Raw genomic sequence first — 15,984 nt, forward strand, 5'->3', positions numbered from 1 at the left:
ACTGATGAGGATCACCAGCGAAGACGGCCTCGAGGATCAGGGTCTGGACTTCGTTGTGCAGTCGGGCTTGGCCGGACCGGTTGTATGATGTCATCGATCAAGGAGAGTATCGGTGTTTGATTTTCATACCCCCGAGCGGGCCGGAGGAGCTTCCGATGGCCGTCCTCCAGGGGCCGTCGACGACATCGTTCGCGACGCCCTGCCGCTGCTCCGGGGTCTGGCGCGGAGCCGTTTCAGCCTCCCCGACGACGAAGTGGATTCACTCGTGCAGAACGTTCTCGTGAGGTACCTCGTCCGTGCAGAGAAGGTGAGGGACCCCCGGGCGTATCTGGTCGCAAGCCTGATGAATGGAGCGCGCCGGCTCCGCGCGGCGGGGCCGAGCTTCGAAGTGTCTTTCGACGAGATCCGGGATGAGCCGCGACAGGAACAGGACGACGAGATTCGACAGCACCTGGCGGGGCAGATCCTCGACAGGCTCGACGAGCGTTGTCGCGGGATTCTGAAAATGCGCTATTACAGCGGACAGACCACCCGGGAAATGGCGGTCGAGCTCGAGACCACGCCAGGTTACGCCCAGAAACTCGTTCACAAGTGTCTTGCGCGCGCCCTGGAGATCTGTCATAAACTGGAAAACACACGTGCATTGCGAGATTGACGAAATCCTGGAAGTCCTCGAAGGCCGGGGAGAGAGCAGCGTCGAGCACATCGAGAGCTGCGCGAGTTGCTCCTCTACGCTTCGCGATCTCCGTTGGCTGACGCGCGCGCTCAGTGACCGGCTGAGTTGGAATCGCGGCCGGACGACTGAGGAAAGGGTCGAGGCGCTCACCCGTCTCGCGGCCGAGATCGATGATGCCGATACTCCTCTCGGGAAAGTCCACGCCGACTGCCGGCGCTCGAGAGCAGTGATGAGCGACGATCCGACGCTCGCACTCGAGCTTGCCACCCGGGCGAGAAATGACGTCCTCGCCCTTTGCGGTCGCTACGAGGAAGAGGCCGTACGCGCGGCTCTCGGTATGGCGCAGAAGGAACGCGCCAATGCTCTGCGGGTTCTCGGCCGGTATGATGAAGCGCTCGCGGCCACTCGGGGAGCGCGAACGGTGGCCAGGGAGAGCGCTGCGGCGGATTTCGATCTGGCGATTCTGGATTACATCGATGCAACGATCTATCGCGAGATCGGGGAGCTCGATGAAGCTCTCGAGATGATCGACCGATGCAGCCCGATCTTCGAGGAGTTCGGCGAGAGCGTCAGGGTGATCCATACAGACGTTCTCCGAGGCGCAGTTCTTTTCAGCGCGGGACGTAACGCCGAGGCGTGCATGATCTTTCGTCGGTTGCTTCCGATCGTGCAGGACCTCGAGGATGCGGAGCTCGAGGCGAGGGTCTGGATGAACCTGGCCGGGGCCTCGAGCGGCCTCGGCGAGTACGACGAGGCATCGATCGCATTGGTCCATGCCAGGGAAGGCTGGAAACGCCTCGGTGCGCGGGCGGAGTCCATCAGGGCGGAGTGGTCGCTTGCAAACCTGACGGCCCGACGGGGTGATTTCGAATCGAGCGAGAAGAGATTGCGTCTGGTTGTGGATGAGCTCTCCTCTCTGTCGATGGTGCAAGATTTCACGCTCGCGGCTCTCGATCTGGTCGAGATTCTCCTCGTTCAGAACAAAATCGACGAGGCCCGTCGCTTGCTCGAGCGGGCAATATCCGAAATGTCGCTTCGTCCCGTGCCGACCCGGAAGAAACTGCTTGCGGCGATGCGGGAGCTTGCCCGGGTCCAGCCGCTCGAGGCGAGCGGACTCCAGTCGCTCCGAGCCGAGGTGGCACTCGTGATACCCGCCGCGGGCCCGGCAATTTCGTTCCAGGCGCCCACCATCAACTGAACGTCAGGCGCGGAAGCGCTTTCTCTCGACGAGCAGCGCCACGACGACCGAATCGTAAGTCTTTTAGATTGTTGGGATTCACCCTCCTCGATCGCCCGCCCTTCCATTTTTGCGAAAAAATCTTTGGGTCAGGGGGTATGAAAATCCTGCCGGCTGACTCTCCTTTTTCAGAGGGCGCCCTCTCTCTGGTCAATCAACCACGCGGAACGCGTGAAAAGGAGAGGGATTATGAAAGGTCTGTACAAATTCGGACGAAGCAGTGCGTTTGTCTTCACCTTTGGCTTTTTCGGTAGTCACTTCCAGCCGGAGGAGATCGGAACCCGGCTGGGCGACGTGATGGTCATCGTGAGCCAGTGGCTACCGGTGGCGTACGACGTGATGTCGGTACCTGGCGGCTGAACAGCAGCGAAGGCCGTCCGTATCTCCGGGCGGCCTTCGCGTTTCAATACGTCAGGGTTTCCCGGGCAGTTCGGAGGAGCCTCTCCAGGCTCGGCAGATAGTGTTTTTCGAGATTTGGCGAGTACGGGACGGGTGTATCGAGTGCTGCCACCCTGGAGATCGGAGCATCGAGCCAGTCGAAAGCATGTTCTGCCACACACGCGGCGATCTCCGCTCCGAATCCTCCGGTCAGCGGAGCCTCCTGCAGAACGACCAGGCGGTTCGTTTTACGGACCGACGCGAGAACTGCGTCGCGGTCGTAGGGTTTGATCGTGCGCAGGTCGATGACCTCGGTGCGGACCCCGTCCCGGTCGAGGTGCTCCGCGGCCTCTTCGGCAAGCGGGACCATGCCGCCGAAAGTGAGAATCGTGATGTCCGAGCCCTCCCGGACGAGCCGGGCCTTGCCGATCGGTACGGTGTATTCGTCCTTCGGCAGGACCTCGCGGACGCGCCGGTAGAGCATTTTGTGCTCGAGAAACAGGACCGGATCCTCGTCACGTATCGCTGATTTCAGCAAACCCTTGGCGTCGTGAGACGTCGAGGGATAGACGATTTTCAGCCCCGGTACGTTCACGAAATAGTTTTCGCCGCTCAGAGAGTGAAACGGTCCGGCGTGAACCCCACCGCCCGAGGGTCCGCGAACGACGATCGGACACGCCACGCCGACGCGGTAACGGAGTTTGGCAGCGTAGTTGACGAGCGAATTGAAGGCGACCGACACAAAGTCGATGAACTGCATCTCCGCGATCGGTCGCATCCCCATCATCGCCGCGCCGGCGGCAGCACCGACGATCGCTACTTCCGAGATCGGGGTGTCGATGACGCGGCCGGGACCGAATCGCTCCATCAGGCCGGCGCTCGTTTTGAAGGCGCCGCCGTATGCGCCGACATCCTCGCCGATCAGAAAAACCCGTTCGTCCCGCTCCATCTCCTCGAACATCGCTTCCCGGATCGCGTCGACGTACAGTGTGCCTTCACTGTCGGTGCTCATTGTCGAGTCACCGGAGCTCTCTCCCAGAATCCATCATTGAAAGTCCCGAGCTCGGCCTCGGAGCCCTCCGGCATTGGCGAAGCCTCGGCTTCGTCGGTTGCCTGGTCGACTTCGGTTTTCGCACGCTGATCGAGCTCTTCCAGATCCTGCAGGCTGATTCGTCCGTTGGCTTCGATGTGAGACATCAGACTCACGAAAGGATCTTTCGCGGCCCATCTGGAGATCTCTTCCTTCGGTACGTACGACTGGTTGTCATGCTCCGCGTGTCCTTTGATCCGGAATGTCACGACCTCGATGAGGGAAACGCCGCCTCCTTCGCGGCCTCGTGAGACGGCCCGGCGGGCAGCCTCGTGAACGGCGACCGGATCGTTACCGTCGACGGTTTCTCCATGGCAGCCGAAACCGATCGCTTTGTCTGCAAGGCGAAGGAGTGCGGACTGCTGACGAGTCGGGGTGGAGTAGGCGTAGCCGTTGTTCTCCAGGATCACGACGAGCGGGAGCTTCTGCACGGTTGCGAAGTTCATCCCTTCGGCGAATGCGCCCGTAGACGCGCCACCGTCACCGATGAACGCCATTGCCACGATGGGACGGTTTTGCATTCGCGCCGCCAGCAGTGCTCCGGCCATGACCGGGATCATGTCGCCCAGAGGAGAAATCGGACCGATGAATCCTCTCTCGAGATCGGCGAAGTGAATATTCAGGTCGCGACCGCGCGACGGGGAATCGCCCTTGCCCATGTACTGACGGATGATCTCGACGGGTTTTGCGCCGGCCACGAGCATGGAACCGAGGTTTCTGATCAGCGGTGCGACGAGGTCGCCATTCTTGAAATCGAGTGCGTAGGCCGCCCCGACCGCCTCCCCCTCCTGCCCGAGCGACCGGTAGAGGCCGCCGATGACCCTCGATTGGCGAAAAAGGGCGACGAGACGCTCCTCCAGCGTCCGAGTCAGACGCATGTAGTAGTAGAGATCGAGCAGAACCTTGCGATCGGGGGTCATGGAGAGTGCGGCGCGGGCGGGATTATAACTCCGGAACGGTCAGCAACCGGGTCAACCGGGCGGCCACTTGAGCGTGCGGCCTCCGAGGATGTGAGCATGGATGTGGTAGACGGTCTGCCCCGCTGAAGGACCGCAATTGATCACGACTCTGTAGCCCTCGGCCTCGAGCATCTGTTCGCGAGCGATCGCGGCAACGTCGGATATGAGGATTCCCATCTCGGCCGAATTCGATTCATCGATCTCGGCCAGCGATGCAATGTGTTTTTTCGGGATCACCAGAATGTGCGTCGGAGCCTGTGGATTGATGTCCTCGAACGCGAAGGTCGCCTCGGTTTCATTCACCTTCTTTGCGGGGATTTCCCCACGGAGGATCCTGCAGAACAGGCAGGAAGCTTCGCGCGGCATCAGTGATTGTCCTCGACTTCGACCGGAGCGCTCTCCTCTTCCTCCCTGTCAGAGAAAGTTTCGTAACCGGGGATGGGGGTCACGACTCCGTCGACCATCCGGAAGTCCACATGGTGCGGCGGGATCTCGACGTTGCGAATGAGCAGTTCCGAAAGCTCGTCTTCGATATGACGCTGGATCGCTCGCCTCAAGGGTCTCGCACCGGAGTTGGATTCCTCGGAAGCCCGATCGATGAGCCATTCGACGACTTCGGAATCGACTTCCACGGTGATGGCTCTTGCGGAAATCGCCTGGTTGACGTCCGCGATGAGCAACTTACAGATCTCGGTCATCTCAGTACGACCGAGCGAGCGGAACACGACGACGTCGTCGATCCGGTTGATGAATTCGGGCGAAAACGCACGCTTCAGCTCAGCGGTGATCGTCTGCTCGACATCCCGCAATTGATTGTCGGAAGTGGATTCGCGGAAGCCGAGGGTTCCCTTGGTGGCCAGAAGCCGAGTGCCGAGATTCGAGGTCATGATGATCAGGCTGTTCCTGAAATCGACCTGGTTGCCGAGCGAGTCGGTGAGGGTCCCATCCTCGAGAATCTGCAGGAGGATGTTTGCAATGTCGGGATGTGCTTTTTCGATCTCGTCGAGCAGAACGACCGAGTAGGGATTGCGGCGAACCCGCTCGGTAAGTTGACCCCCTTCTTCATGACCGACGTATCCCGGAGGGGACCCGATCAGTTTCGAGATGGCGTGCTTTTCCATGTACTCCGACATGTCGAACCGAACGAGATGCTTGACCGAGCCGAAGAGAAACTCCGCGAGGCGTTTGGCGACTTCGGTCTTGCCGACGCCCGAGCTTCCGAGAAAGATGAAGGAGCCTACGGGCCTGTTTGGTGACGATACCCCCAGGCGGGAGCGGCGGATCGCTCTCGAGATCGCCTCGATGGCGGCATCCTGACCGACTACTCTCCGCTTGAGCGTCTCTTCCATCTTGATCAGTCGGGCCGCCTCGTCGGCCTCGATGGTGGCGACCGGGATGTCAGTCCACGACGAAATGATCTCTTCGATGTCCCGCTGGGTCACCTCGACTGTTTCTTCGGCGAGGTCCTCGCGCTCGTTCTTGAACGTCTCGACTTCCTCTTTGAGCTCGATCTCGCGTTCTCGCAGGAAGACGGCCTTTTCGAAGTCCTTGTCCGAGATCGCCTTCTTCATTTCCTTGACGACCTCCCGCACCTCGGTTTCGAGCCGCCGCAGGTTCTGGGTGTCGGCGACGCGACGAAGTTTCACGCGAGCGCCTGCCTCGTCGAGAATGTCGATGGCCTTGTCGGGGAAGAAGCGATCGGTGATGTAACGGTTGGACTGAAATACGGCGGATCTGATCGCCTGATCGGAGTATCTGACCTTGTGAAAGCTTTCGTAGCGACCCTTCACGCCGTCCAGAATCTCGAGCGTTTCGTATTCGCTGGGCGGGGCCACGTTAATTGCCTGAAAACGGCGCAGCAGAGATCGGTCCTTTTCGATGTAGCGCCGGTACTCTCGAATCGTCGTGGCGCCGACGCAGGAAATCTCTCCGCGGGAGAGGGCCGGCTTGAGAATGTTCGCAGCGTCGAGAGAACCTTCTGCCGAACCGGCACCGATCAGCGAGTGAATCTCGTCAATGAAAACGATGATGTCGGTGTTCTCGCGGAGCTCCTTGATGACGCCCTTCAGCCGTTCTTCGAACTGACCTCGATACTTCGTCCCTGCGACAATCAGCGAGAGATCGAGTGAAAGAATCCTCTTGTTGGCGATGAACAGAGGAACATCGCCGTCGACGATTCTCTGGGCCAGGCCCTCGACGATCGCCGTCTTTCCGACGCCGGGCTCCCCCAGAAGGATCGGATTGTTCTTCGTCCGTCGCGACAAAATCTGGATGATCCGGTCAACTTCCTTCTCGCGGCCGATCAGAGGATCGAAGATGCGCTGGGAGGCGAGTTGGGTCAGGTCGCGCGAGTATTCCGCGAGAAAGGGAAGCTCCTTCTTCTGTTTGTCGACTTCCTTCTCCTTGAGTATGGCAATGGTCTCCTCACGGATGCCGTAAACGTTGAGACCCTTGGAGAGCAGAATCCGGGCGGCGGTCGAGCTCTCCACTCGAAGAATCCCGATCAGGAGATGTTCCGTCCCGACGTAGGAGTGGAGCATCGATTCGGCCTCGTGCGAGGCGTAAGCGAGAATCTTTTTCGACTCCTCGGAGAGAGGGAGCTCGGCCGATGATGAAATTCTGTCGACGAACAGACGGTCTCCTTCGACTTCGCGACGGATCTGTTCGGGCTTGACGTTGAAGCGAGCGAAGATGTCCTTGATGATCTCTTCGCCTTCTCGAAGGATTCCGAGCAGAACATGCTCGCTCTCGATCACTCGCGAGCCGAGCTTGGACGCTTCGTAGCGTGCGAAGAAAAGTGCTCTTCGTGCCTTCTCGTTGTATTTTTCGAACATACTCATCGCACCTCTCTCGGTTCGAGCTCGAGCACGCGATCACAACGCGATGCAAGCTCCCGGTTGTGCGTCACGATGATCGACGTCAAACCCCGCTTCCGGTGACATTGTCGCATGAGTTCGAAGACTCTTTCACTGGTCTCGTAATCGAGGTTGCCGGTTGGCTCGTCTGCGAGCAGCATCGCCGGCTCCGGAGCAAGCGCTCTGGCGATTGCGACCCGTTGCTGCTCTCCGCCGGATAACTGACTGGGGAGATGGGCTTTCCGCTCGCCAAGCCCCAGTTCCTCGAGAAGCTCGTCGGCGTCGTCCAGAGCTTCATTCCGGTTTCTTCCGGCGATCCATCCGGGCATCGCTACATTCTCTCTCGCTGTGAATTCCGGCAGAAGATGATGGAACTGAAAGATGAAGCCGACCTCCCGGTTTCTCCAGCGGGCCAGACGATCCGTCGACAGGTTCTCGATTGCGACGCCGCCTACCTCGATGGTTCCCGAATCGACCCGGTCGAGACCGCCGACGAGATGCAAAAGCGTCGATTTTCCAATCCCGGACGGGCCGACAATGGCGACCATCTCTCCTTTTTCGACGTGCAGGTCGAGCGAACGAAGTACCTCCACTGGAACCGCGAGCTCGCGATAACTCTTCGAAACGCCCTTCACTTCGATGAAGGTCATATTCGAGAGAATACATCGGGGGACCGTCAGTATTCGAAACGGGAGTCGCCGCTGAGATTGTCGACCACGCTAACCCAGCTCTGAAGCGACCCTTCGCCAGAAGACCGAACGACGACCGAACCGCTCGTCAATCCCTCGAGGTTGAGGTCTCGGAGGAATGCGTTCCAGCGGAATGCCTCCAGCGGACCGATGGAAACGGTCCGGGTGCCCACGAGCTCGCCGCGTTGATCCATCACGTCGATGAATGCGGTTGCGCCGAGTCCGGTGGTTTCGACGACTCCGAGGTTCGCTCTGAACCGTTCGGTATGCTCGATTCCGTGCATCGCGCCTGCTACGTCGGTTTCCTCGCGCATCGGTACGAACTGGCCGAATGTCCCGAGCGGCCCCTCGTTGTAGACCCTCGCCCAACCGGAGAGCGGCTGGTCGCTTCCGATGATTAGCGTGCCGGCCGCGATCGCATCGGTTTCCGTGTCGAATAGCTCGGCGATCAGATCGGGTACAGACCAGGTTTCACCTCCACCGAGAGTCAGGGTCGTGGTTGCCGGCTGAGAATCACCCGCCTGCGGAAGGTACACGACCGATATGGCGGTGGGCTGGGCAGCCGTCAGACTGAGCTCGGTTTTCCAGAACGAAAGATTCGCGCCTGGAGTGGAGCCGACCGGATCGATGACGTAGCGGTAGCGGGCCATTTCGTTCTCGACCCCGGAGGGATAGAGGAAAAGGGCATCACCAGTCTGTTGATCTACTCTCGTGGCGTAAACGACGACGCCGGGATCGGACGAAACAGCGAGAATGCCGTTCTCGACCCCGGACTCCAGCGACAGAGCTGACCGGAGCGATTGCTGCCCGCTCTGCAGCGGCTCGAGGTCGAACGATCGCGTGGCGATCGGAATGTTGCCCGAAAGCAGAGAGAGGTGAAGCCGCTTCGGTTGCGTGCTCGAGTTCACGATTCCTACATTGACCCGGTATCGGTCCCCATCACTGAGCCCGGTGATTCGACCGCCTGTTGCGGGCGCTACAGGAATCCGTTGGCCGAACTCTCCACTCGAGGAGCCGGAGTTGTAAGTCCAGGCATGAGCAGAAACATCTCCCGTCGTGCGGACGTCCAGCCATCCGGAAGAGTTGCTTTGTGAAAAAAGCTCTCCGATGACATCTGCGACGACTAGAGTTTCATGGTGATCCAGCGCGAGCGTCACGATCGACGGGGCGCTCGAACCATACGGAAAGTAGAGAAGGTCGGTAGAACATGAGGGAGAGAAGCAGTGAAGATGGAGATCCGATTTCCAGTTGGTGTTGCGAGCTCCAGGAGTCGAACCGACGCCGGGAAGGATTTTTCCAGTCGTGCCGGCGGTGCCGGGCCCCGCAGGTGGCTTCGAGACCGTGAGCCGGTATTCGTCCGACGAATCGCCGGCGGTGGAAAAGAGATCGATGTTCGATTCGCTGCTGTCGAGTGCGGCAGCGTCGATCGTCACGGTGAAGCTCCTGGTCGAGGATGGTGGAATCTCAACAGATGCCGGGATCTGCACCAGCGGCGAGCTTCCCGAAAGTTCCGCGATTGCGGTGGCTTCGGAGCGATTTCTGAGAGTGACTGCGGTCGAAACCGTGGAGTCTCCGACGAGGCGTGTTCCGGAGCCGACGAAGGTCACGAGACGGGATGGGGACACGGCGATCGGTTCGCTCCAGGATCCTGTCTGACAGCTGCGGATGAAACGAGAGCGCACCGAGACCGCTCCGGAATCGTCAACGAGGATCCGTGCATCGTTGGCCCTCGTGACCGACGTGCCTCCGGGAAGCGTCAGCTCCAGCTCGACATGTGCGGGATTGATCCCGGGGATCTCGATGACGACCGTACCCGACTCGATTCGCCGCACCGCGAGCTCGGGAGCTCCGGCCTCGAGCGAGCCTCGCGGATCGAATACGCTGCGAACCTCCCACCGATCGGCGATGGCGGCTCCATAGGGAGTCGCGGCGACCTGCGTGGGGCTGAGCAGACCGGAGGCGATCGGTTCGGCGAGTGCCTGCGAAGGGATCGAGAAGGCGACTTTGTACAGACGGCCGTCGGAGGTGATAGCCCAGGCCTCTGTCCCGAGGATTCCGAAGTCGACGATGCCCGGGATGTTGATTGTGGAGGCAAGGTTCGGAGAGTAGGGTTCGGAGACGTCCCAGATCTTCAGCGTGTCCAGATCCTGAACAAAGAGGAGGTCGCCGGCAGGGGTGGCCGCCGCCTCGATCTCGCGGGCACCTCCCAACGGGATGAAATCCACGATCAGGGGTTTGTCCGGCGCTCGAATGTCGACGATTTTGACCCCTGCCGAAACAGACCCGTAGGCGACACCCGGAAGTCCGGTCACGCGTCGCCATTGGCCCCGGCCGTCGTTGATGAGCCCACCGACCTGAGCCGGCCTGGAGGGATCGGAGATGTCGACGACGTGAAATCCGCTCGCGTGATTGGCTTCGATGAGGTACTCCCCGGCGAGGTCCGCGCTTCCCCCCGCGAGACCGAGGGTCTCCCAGCTTCCGAGCCGGAGCGGTGTCGACGGATCGGAGATATCGACCAGGTGAACCCACCGGCCGCCGTAGAGAACGGCTCTGTCGCCACGCACCCTGACCCGGTCGAAGTCTTCTTCGAATCGCAGCGATGCGACGACGGCCCGGGATGAGGATGTCGACGTGTCGAGGATATGAAGATGCGGAGATGCTGCGACGAGCAGGTACTTCCCCGATGCACCGACTCCGGTGATCGGGCCGGATGTTCGCGTAACGACGTGAACAGGATCTCGAAGCGAAGCGAGGGAGCGTATCTCGAAGGCAACTCCGTCATCGCTCTCGATTCCGAAGGGGTCGACCCGATTCTGAATCGTGTAAAGCCGACTCTGGTCGGCAGTGAGATCGGAAGCCCCGCTCGAGATCTGCTCGACGAGAATCGGATGAAGAGGATCCGAAGCATCGAATCGAGCGATCCCTCCCGCTCCCCACCCGTAAATGGTGGAGCCGATGACCCGTACGCCTTCGAGTGGGAAGTCCGCGCGGATCGACTCCAGCTGCAGCGGGCGGTCGGAGCTCAGCGAGATCACTCCGAGTCCAAAGTTGGAGCGTGCGAGGTAGATGACACCGGGACGTGAGGCGTCGATTGCCACACCGGTCGTCGGCACCCGTTCTTTCAGTTCTCCGGAAGAGGAGCTGAGGATCTGCAGACCGATCCCGGGAGTGATCGTAACCAGGCGATCGGCAGCGAGAGCCGAGGCATCGATCGGCCCCGCTTTCCGGAATCGAAGAGCCGGCTGGTCGCCGGAAAGATCCCACAATTCGAGAGAGGAACCTGAGACGACGAGGGTCGAGTCGTCGAAGTGAATCTCTTCGTGTCCCGGACTCGCTCTGTTTGCGAGTCTGACGGGAGGGTTCGCCGAGATGTTCCAGACTTCGAAACCCGCCGTCGTGAGAACCACGAGGCGGTCCTGATCGATCTCGAGATCGATCGCAAGCGCCGAGACCGGAATCGTCGTGAGGAGCCGGGAGGCGAGTGGGGTCGAGACATCCCAGGAAGAGATGGTGGGACCATTGGCCATCCAGACGACGCCGCCCGGTGCGACGTCGATGGCGCTCGGCACTCCGCGCTGAAGATGAACGCCGGCATCCAGGCATTCCGGCTGGATTGCCGCCAGGGGAGGCGCCAGCAGCACGATCAGGAGAGAGAAAACGGTGAAACTCGGAGCCTTTGCCGTCATTCGTGGAACCTCCGGAGGCGAGGGGACTGCAAAGGGCGTGCGTTGCCGAATCGCGGGGGTTGTCAGCCGTCGATCCCGACCCGGTGAGAGTCAGGGTGGGGTGGGAGTGTGCCCGGGCCGGGCCGACGACGAACAACCCCCGCGATTCCGCATCTAGTTGGGTGAAACCAGCATTGCCCAGTCCGCGTCATCACGAACCTCGAAATTCGTACGAAACTCTTCGCTGCGCTTGAGGCTCGCGCCCCGTAGAACCGAGCGCATCCAGGGAACGATCTCTTCTTTGACGCTGGTGGGGAGGCTGCGGACTTCTTCGAAAAACTTCTCGGTCTGGTGATCGCCATCCCACGGGAACAGAAGCGAGTCGAGGTGTGTGCTGAAAAACTGCTCCAGATTCAAGCCGTAGACGCCGACCAGGCGCTCGAGCTGGGAGAGCTTCATGGCGCCTACACGGTTTCCGGTCTCGAACGAGCTGATCGTTTTGGATCCCAGCCCGGCTGCCGAGGCGACCTGCTGCTGAGTCAGTCCGCTGCGATGTCGCAGCTCGCGAAGTTTCAGGCCTACGGTGCTCATCGTCGTCTCCCTTCCTCAGAATCGGCGCATCAGGCCGACCACGATTCCCTGAATACGAACGTCGTCGGGCAAGGCGTAGATCGGGGCCATGGTGTGATTTGCGGGTTGAAGTCGGATCCGGCTCTTCTCCCGGTAAAAGCGCTTCAGCGTGACTTCTCCGGCGACCATCGCAACCGCCATCTGGCCGTTCTCAGCGGTCTGCCTCGGAGAGATGATGACGAAGTCGCCATCGTGAATGCCGTCCTCGATCATCGAATCGCCACGAACCTTCAGAACGTAGTTGTCGTTGCGGTGCGTCAGATAGTCTGGAACCGAGATCGTCTCGTCGGAGGCTACGACCTCGAGGGGCTGCCCGGCCGCGATCGTTCCCAGAAGAGGAAGCTGCCGCAGGTCGTCGGCAGGCAAAGAGCGATCGACGATCTCGACTCCCCGCTTCTGGTTGGGATCCTTCCGGATGAGCCCCTTTTTCTCGAGAAGGGAGAGGTGCTTGTAGACGGTGCCGTAGGAGGTGTAACCGAACGCATCGCAGATCTCCCTGTGCGTCGGGGCGATCCCCTTCCGGCCTTTGAATCGGCGGATGAACTCGAGGATCTCCTGCTGGCGCTCTGTGAGGTATGTCATTTCTGCCTCGCTTTCGCTTCTAGGCGTAATATAGGCGGTAATGACGCGAAAGTCAAGCGGTATGGAGGCGGTCGTCCGGCGAGATCTCGAACCCGGCGCGCCTAAGCCGGCCGATGATGGCTTCGGCTCTGCCGACGGCTCCGGGCATGTCCGAGTGGATGCAGATCGTGTCGCAGTCGATCCGGATACTCTTCCCCTCGATTGACCGGACGGTGCGGGTGGAGGCGATGGCGACAGCCTGATCGGCTGCCTCCTCGAAATCGCTGATCAGCGAGCGCGGCTCGCTGCGGGGAACGAGAAGGCCGGACGAATCGTAGGCCCGGTCTGCGAAGGCTTCCCTCACCACGGGAAGTCGTTCGGGGGTGGCGAGTCGCAAAGGTATCGAGCCGGGAAGGGCGACGAGCGCGAGGTGAGCGCCGGCCCGCCGGACTGCCCTGACGAGGATCGATGCGAGAGCCTCGTCGGTCATCGAGTCGTTGTACAGGGCGCCATGAGGTTTGACGTGCCGAAGCTTCACGCCGCGCTGCTCCGCGAGACGCGACAGATCGCCGAGCTGTTGCGCGATCGAGTCTTCCAGCAGAGTCGGATCGATGTCGATCCGGCGCCTGCCGAAACCCTCCCGATCGGGATAGGAAGGATGCGCGCCGAGCGCGACGCCGTGTCGGGACGCCATCTCGATCGCATGAATCATCGAGGCGTCATCCCCGGCATGGCCTCCACATGCGACGTTTGCCGACGAGATCATCGGCCACAACTGATCCTCGAGATGCTGATCGTCTGGATTGCCGGCTTCTCCGAGGTCGCAGCTCAGATCGATCCGTTTCACGAATGAATTCTAACTTGCGGGAGCTCGGGGTCAGAGAAAGGGATCCGGTCGATTAACATTGGGACCATGAAGAGACTCGGGAGAACTTTCGGGACGTTGCTCGTCGGATTCGTCGCCGGTCTGGTCACGGCGTGGATCGTGATCGGGCCACGGGCCGATGCCGGCGAAGGGACGGTCGCATTCGCGAGAAATGTCGAAGCGGTATCCGACAGCGTAATGACGCTCGAGCTGATGGAGCGTTCGGGTTGCGAAGCCGTTCGCGATCACCATATCGAGCGTCTCCGCTCAGGCATTGTCGGGGCAGACGGGATCCTCGACGAGATCCCCCGGCTTCGGATCGACGACCTCCCATCGGCGCGGGCTGCTTTCGAGAAGGCGAGATCGTGGTCGGAGGAGCATGGACTCGACGAGCTCGGAGAGCGGAGCAGGGAACTGATTGACGATATGATCCAAAGGTGAACTTCGACCGAAACGTCACGCCGATCCGGATGATCCGGTTTCCCTGGAAGACAGCCGTCTACGCGGTTGCCGGTCTCATCGCTCTCGTTCTTCTCTTCTCGATGTGGTTCACAGTGGAGCCGGAGGAGGTGGGCGTGATCACCCGTTTCGGCAAATTCACGCGGGTGGTTTCTTCGGGGCTGCACCTGAAAGCGCCGTTCCCGATCGAGAGGGTCACGAAGGTACCGGTCGAACGGCAGCTCAAGGAAGAGTTCGGATTCCGAACCGAAGAAGCGGGCGTTCGGACGAGGTACTCCGAGGAGCAGTTAGAGGGCGAGTCCCTGATGCTGACCGGAGATCTCAATGTGGCGGTCGTAGAGTGGACGACGCAGTTCCGTGTGAGGGATCCCTACGACTATCTCTTCAAGGTCCGCAACCTGCGCCAGACGTTTCGCGACATGAACGAGACGATCATGCGGGAAGTGATCGGGGATCGCAGCGTCAACGAAGTACTGACGATCGGACGGCAGGCCGTCGCCTCGGAAGTCGAACGGCGGCTTCAGGAACTTTGCAACGCCTACGAGATGGGGCTCGCGATCGAACAGGTCGTGCTGCAGAACGTCGATCCGCCCGACCCGGTCCGCCCTTCCTTCAACGAAGTGAACCAGGCGCAGCAGGAGCGCGAGCGGATGATCAACGAGGCCCGGGCGGAGTACAACTCGATCATTCCCCGGGCACGGGGACGAGCGCTGCAGACAATCGCCCAGGCGGAGGGATTCGCGACCGACCGGGTCAACAGGGCAGAGGGGGATGCCGAGCTCTTCAATCAGCTGTACGCGGAGTACCGCCTGGCTCCCGACGTGACCCGGCGGAGGATCTATCTCGAGACCATGGCCGAGATCTACCCCCGCGTGAAACAGAAGATCGTCGTCGAAGAGGGAGTCGGGAGTCTCGTCCCTCTGCTGAATCTTCAGGACGGGGGGGCGGGACAGTGAAGAAGATGATTGGTCTCGTGGCCGGCGCCATTCTGCTGCTGGTCGTTCTCGCTGCGCTGTCCAGTGCCCTCTACACGGTTCACGAGACCCAGCAGGTCGTGATCACTCAGTTCGGCAAGCCGGTAGGCCTCCCGATCTCGACTCCCGGGTTGAAGATCAAGCTGCCGTTCGTCCAGCAGACGAATGTTTTCGAAAAGCGTTTCCTGGAGTGGGACGGCGAGGCCAACGAGGTTCCGACGCGCGACAAGCGATTCATCCGGGTCGATGCCTACGCCCGCTGGCACATCACCGAGCCGCTTCTCTTCTTTCAACGGCTGAGGGACGAGCGGGGAGCGCAGAGCAGGCTCGACGACATCATCGACGGCGAAACTCGCAATACGGTGGCGAACCACGACCTCATCGAGCTCGTCCGGTCGACCAACCGGGAGTTCGAGAGAAGCGAAGGTCTTCCGGGCGAAGAGGAGTACGAAGACATCGGAACGATTCGCTTCGGCCGCCAGCAGCTGACCGCGGAGGTTCTCGCTGCTGCGAGGGGTCGGACCAGAGATCTCGGGATCGAGATTCTCGATTTCAGGTTCAAGCGGATCGATTACGTGGCCGAGGTGCAGCAGGAGGTCTACTCCCGAATGATCTCGGAGCGGAAGCGGATTGCCGAACAGTTCCGGTCGGAGGGAGCGGGGGAGGCAGCCGAGATACAAGGGGAAAAAGAACGCGATCTGCAGGTGATCCAGTCGGAGGCGTACCGGCGCGCGCAGGAGATTCGGGGGGCGGCGGAAGGGGAATCGACCAGGATTTACGCACAGGCCTACGGGCGGGATCCCGATTTTTATCGGTTTCTCCAGTCGATGGAGACTCTGAAGAAGACATTCGACGAGAATACGACGCTGCTGCTGTCGACCGAGGGCGAACTGCTGAGACATCTCGACTCGGCCCGCTGAGGACTCGTTTCGACCAGGATTCTGCT

Annotated in this window: 15 protein-coding genes; 6 read left to right on the plus strand and 9 right to left on the minus strand. The window is 60.8% G+C overall.

The annotated features are described in order from the left end of the window. Window positions 1-112 precede the first annotated feature (112 nt). The 3 genes from KY459_09695 to KY459_09705 all read left to right on the plus strand — a co-directional run bounded on the left by KY459_09695 (window position 113) and on the right by KY459_09705 (window position 2,273). Window positions 113-655, plus strand: coding sequence for a sigma-70 family RNA polymerase sigma factor (locus KY459_09695; protein ID MBW3564985.1), 543 nt, complete (start codon window positions 113-115; stop codon window positions 653-655). Further along, window positions 639-1,874: a tetratricopeptide repeat protein gene (locus tag KY459_09700; protein ID MBW3564986.1), complete on the plus strand. Its 1,236-nt coding sequence runs from the start codon at window positions 639-641 to the stop codon at window positions 1,872-1,874. Before KY459_09695 ends, KY459_09700 begins: the two co-directional genes overlap by 17 nt. A gap of 228 nt (window positions 1,875-2,102) precedes the next feature. Further along, a complete protein-coding gene (locus KY459_09705) occupies window positions 2,103-2,273 on the plus strand; it encodes a hypothetical protein (protein ID MBW3564987.1) in 171 nt (56 codons plus the stop codon). Between the two features lie 43 nt (window positions 2,274-2,316). Here KY459_09705 and KY459_09710 read toward each other — a convergent pair whose 3' ends face one another. The 9 genes from KY459_09710 to KY459_09750 form a co-directional block, all read right to left on the minus strand. Then, window positions 2,317-3,303: an alpha-ketoacid dehydrogenase subunit beta gene (locus KY459_09710; protein ID MBW3564988.1), complete on the minus strand. Its 987-nt coding sequence runs from the start codon at window positions 3,301-3,303 to the stop codon at window positions 2,317-2,319. Continuing rightward, complete coding sequence (locus KY459_09715; protein ID MBW3564989.1) at window positions 3,300-4,301, minus strand: thiamine pyrophosphate-dependent dehydrogenase E1 component subunit alpha; 1,002 nt, start codon at window positions 4,299-4,301, stop codon at window positions 3,300-3,302. Before KY459_09715 ends, KY459_09710 begins: the two co-directional genes overlap by 4 nt. A gap of 51 nt (window positions 4,302-4,352) precedes the next feature. Beyond that, the gene (locus tag KY459_09720; protein MBW3564990.1) at window positions 4,353-4,706 is read right to left on the minus strand and encodes a histidine triad nucleotide-binding protein; all 354 of its coding nucleotides are present in this window, start codon (window positions 4,704-4,706) and stop codon (window positions 4,353-4,355) included. Then, complete coding sequence (locus KY459_09725; GenBank protein ID MBW3564991.1) at window positions 4,706-7,174, minus strand: ATP-dependent Clp protease ATP-binding subunit; 2,469 nt, start codon at window positions 7,172-7,174, stop codon at window positions 4,706-4,708. The genes KY459_09720 and KY459_09725 overlap by 1 nt, the downstream gene beginning before the upstream one ends. A gap of 2 nt (window positions 7,175-7,176) precedes the next feature. Beyond that, complete coding sequence (locus tag KY459_09730; GenBank protein MBW3564992.1) at window positions 7,177-7,845, minus strand: ABC transporter ATP-binding protein; 669 nt, start codon at window positions 7,843-7,845, stop codon at window positions 7,177-7,179. A 26-nt stretch (window positions 7,846-7,871) separates the two neighbouring features. After that, window positions 7,872-11,570, minus strand: coding sequence for a hypothetical protein (locus KY459_09735; protein ID MBW3564993.1), 3,699 nt, complete (start codon window positions 11,568-11,570; stop codon window positions 7,872-7,874). 153 nt (window positions 11,571-11,723) lie between these two features. After that, window positions 11,724-12,140: a helix-turn-helix domain-containing protein gene (locus KY459_09740; GenBank protein ID MBW3564994.1), complete on the minus strand. Its 417-nt coding sequence runs from the start codon at window positions 12,138-12,140 to the stop codon at window positions 11,724-11,726. A 15-nt stretch (window positions 12,141-12,155) separates the two neighbouring features. Then, window positions 12,156-12,761 (minus strand): transcriptional repressor LexA, encoded by a 606-nt coding sequence (lexA, locus tag KY459_09745; GenBank protein ID MBW3564995.1) that lies wholly within the window; start codon window positions 12,759-12,761, stop codon window positions 12,156-12,158. Window positions 12,762-12,813: 52 nt separating this feature from the next. After that, the gene (locus KY459_09750; GenBank protein ID MBW3564996.1) at window positions 12,814-13,587 is read right to left on the minus strand and encodes a LamB/YcsF family protein; all 774 of its coding nucleotides are present in this window, start codon (window positions 13,585-13,587) and stop codon (window positions 12,814-12,816) included. Between the two features lie 66 nt (window positions 13,588-13,653). Here KY459_09750 and KY459_09755 point away from each other — a divergent pair, with 66 nt between their 5' ends. Genes KY459_09755 through hflC form a run of 3 tightly spaced genes read left to right on the plus strand, consistent with a single transcriptional unit; the run spans window position 13,654 to window position 15,958 of the window. Further along, the gene (locus KY459_09755) at window positions 13,654-14,046 is read left to right on the plus strand and encodes a hypothetical protein (GenBank protein ID MBW3564997.1); all 393 of its coding nucleotides are present in this window, start codon (window positions 13,654-13,656) and stop codon (window positions 14,044-14,046) included. A 29-nt stretch (window positions 14,047-14,075) separates the two neighbouring features. Beyond that, the gene (gene hflK, locus KY459_09760; GenBank protein MBW3564998.1) at window positions 14,076-15,020 is read left to right on the plus strand and encodes an FtsH protease activity modulator HflK; all 945 of its coding nucleotides are present in this window, start codon (window positions 14,076-14,078) and stop codon (window positions 15,018-15,020) included. 5 nt (window positions 15,021-15,025) lie between these two features. Continuing rightward, a complete protein-coding gene (gene hflC, locus KY459_09765) occupies window positions 15,026-15,958 on the plus strand; it encodes a protease modulator HflC (GenBank protein ID MBW3564999.1) in 933 nt (310 codons plus the stop codon). The last annotated feature ends 26 nt before the right edge of the window (window positions 15,959-15,984 follow it).

Source organism: Acidobacteriota bacterium, assembly GCA_019347945.1.
GTDB lineage: Bacteria > Acidobacteriota > Thermoanaerobaculia > Gp7-AA8 > JAHWKK01 > JAHWKK01.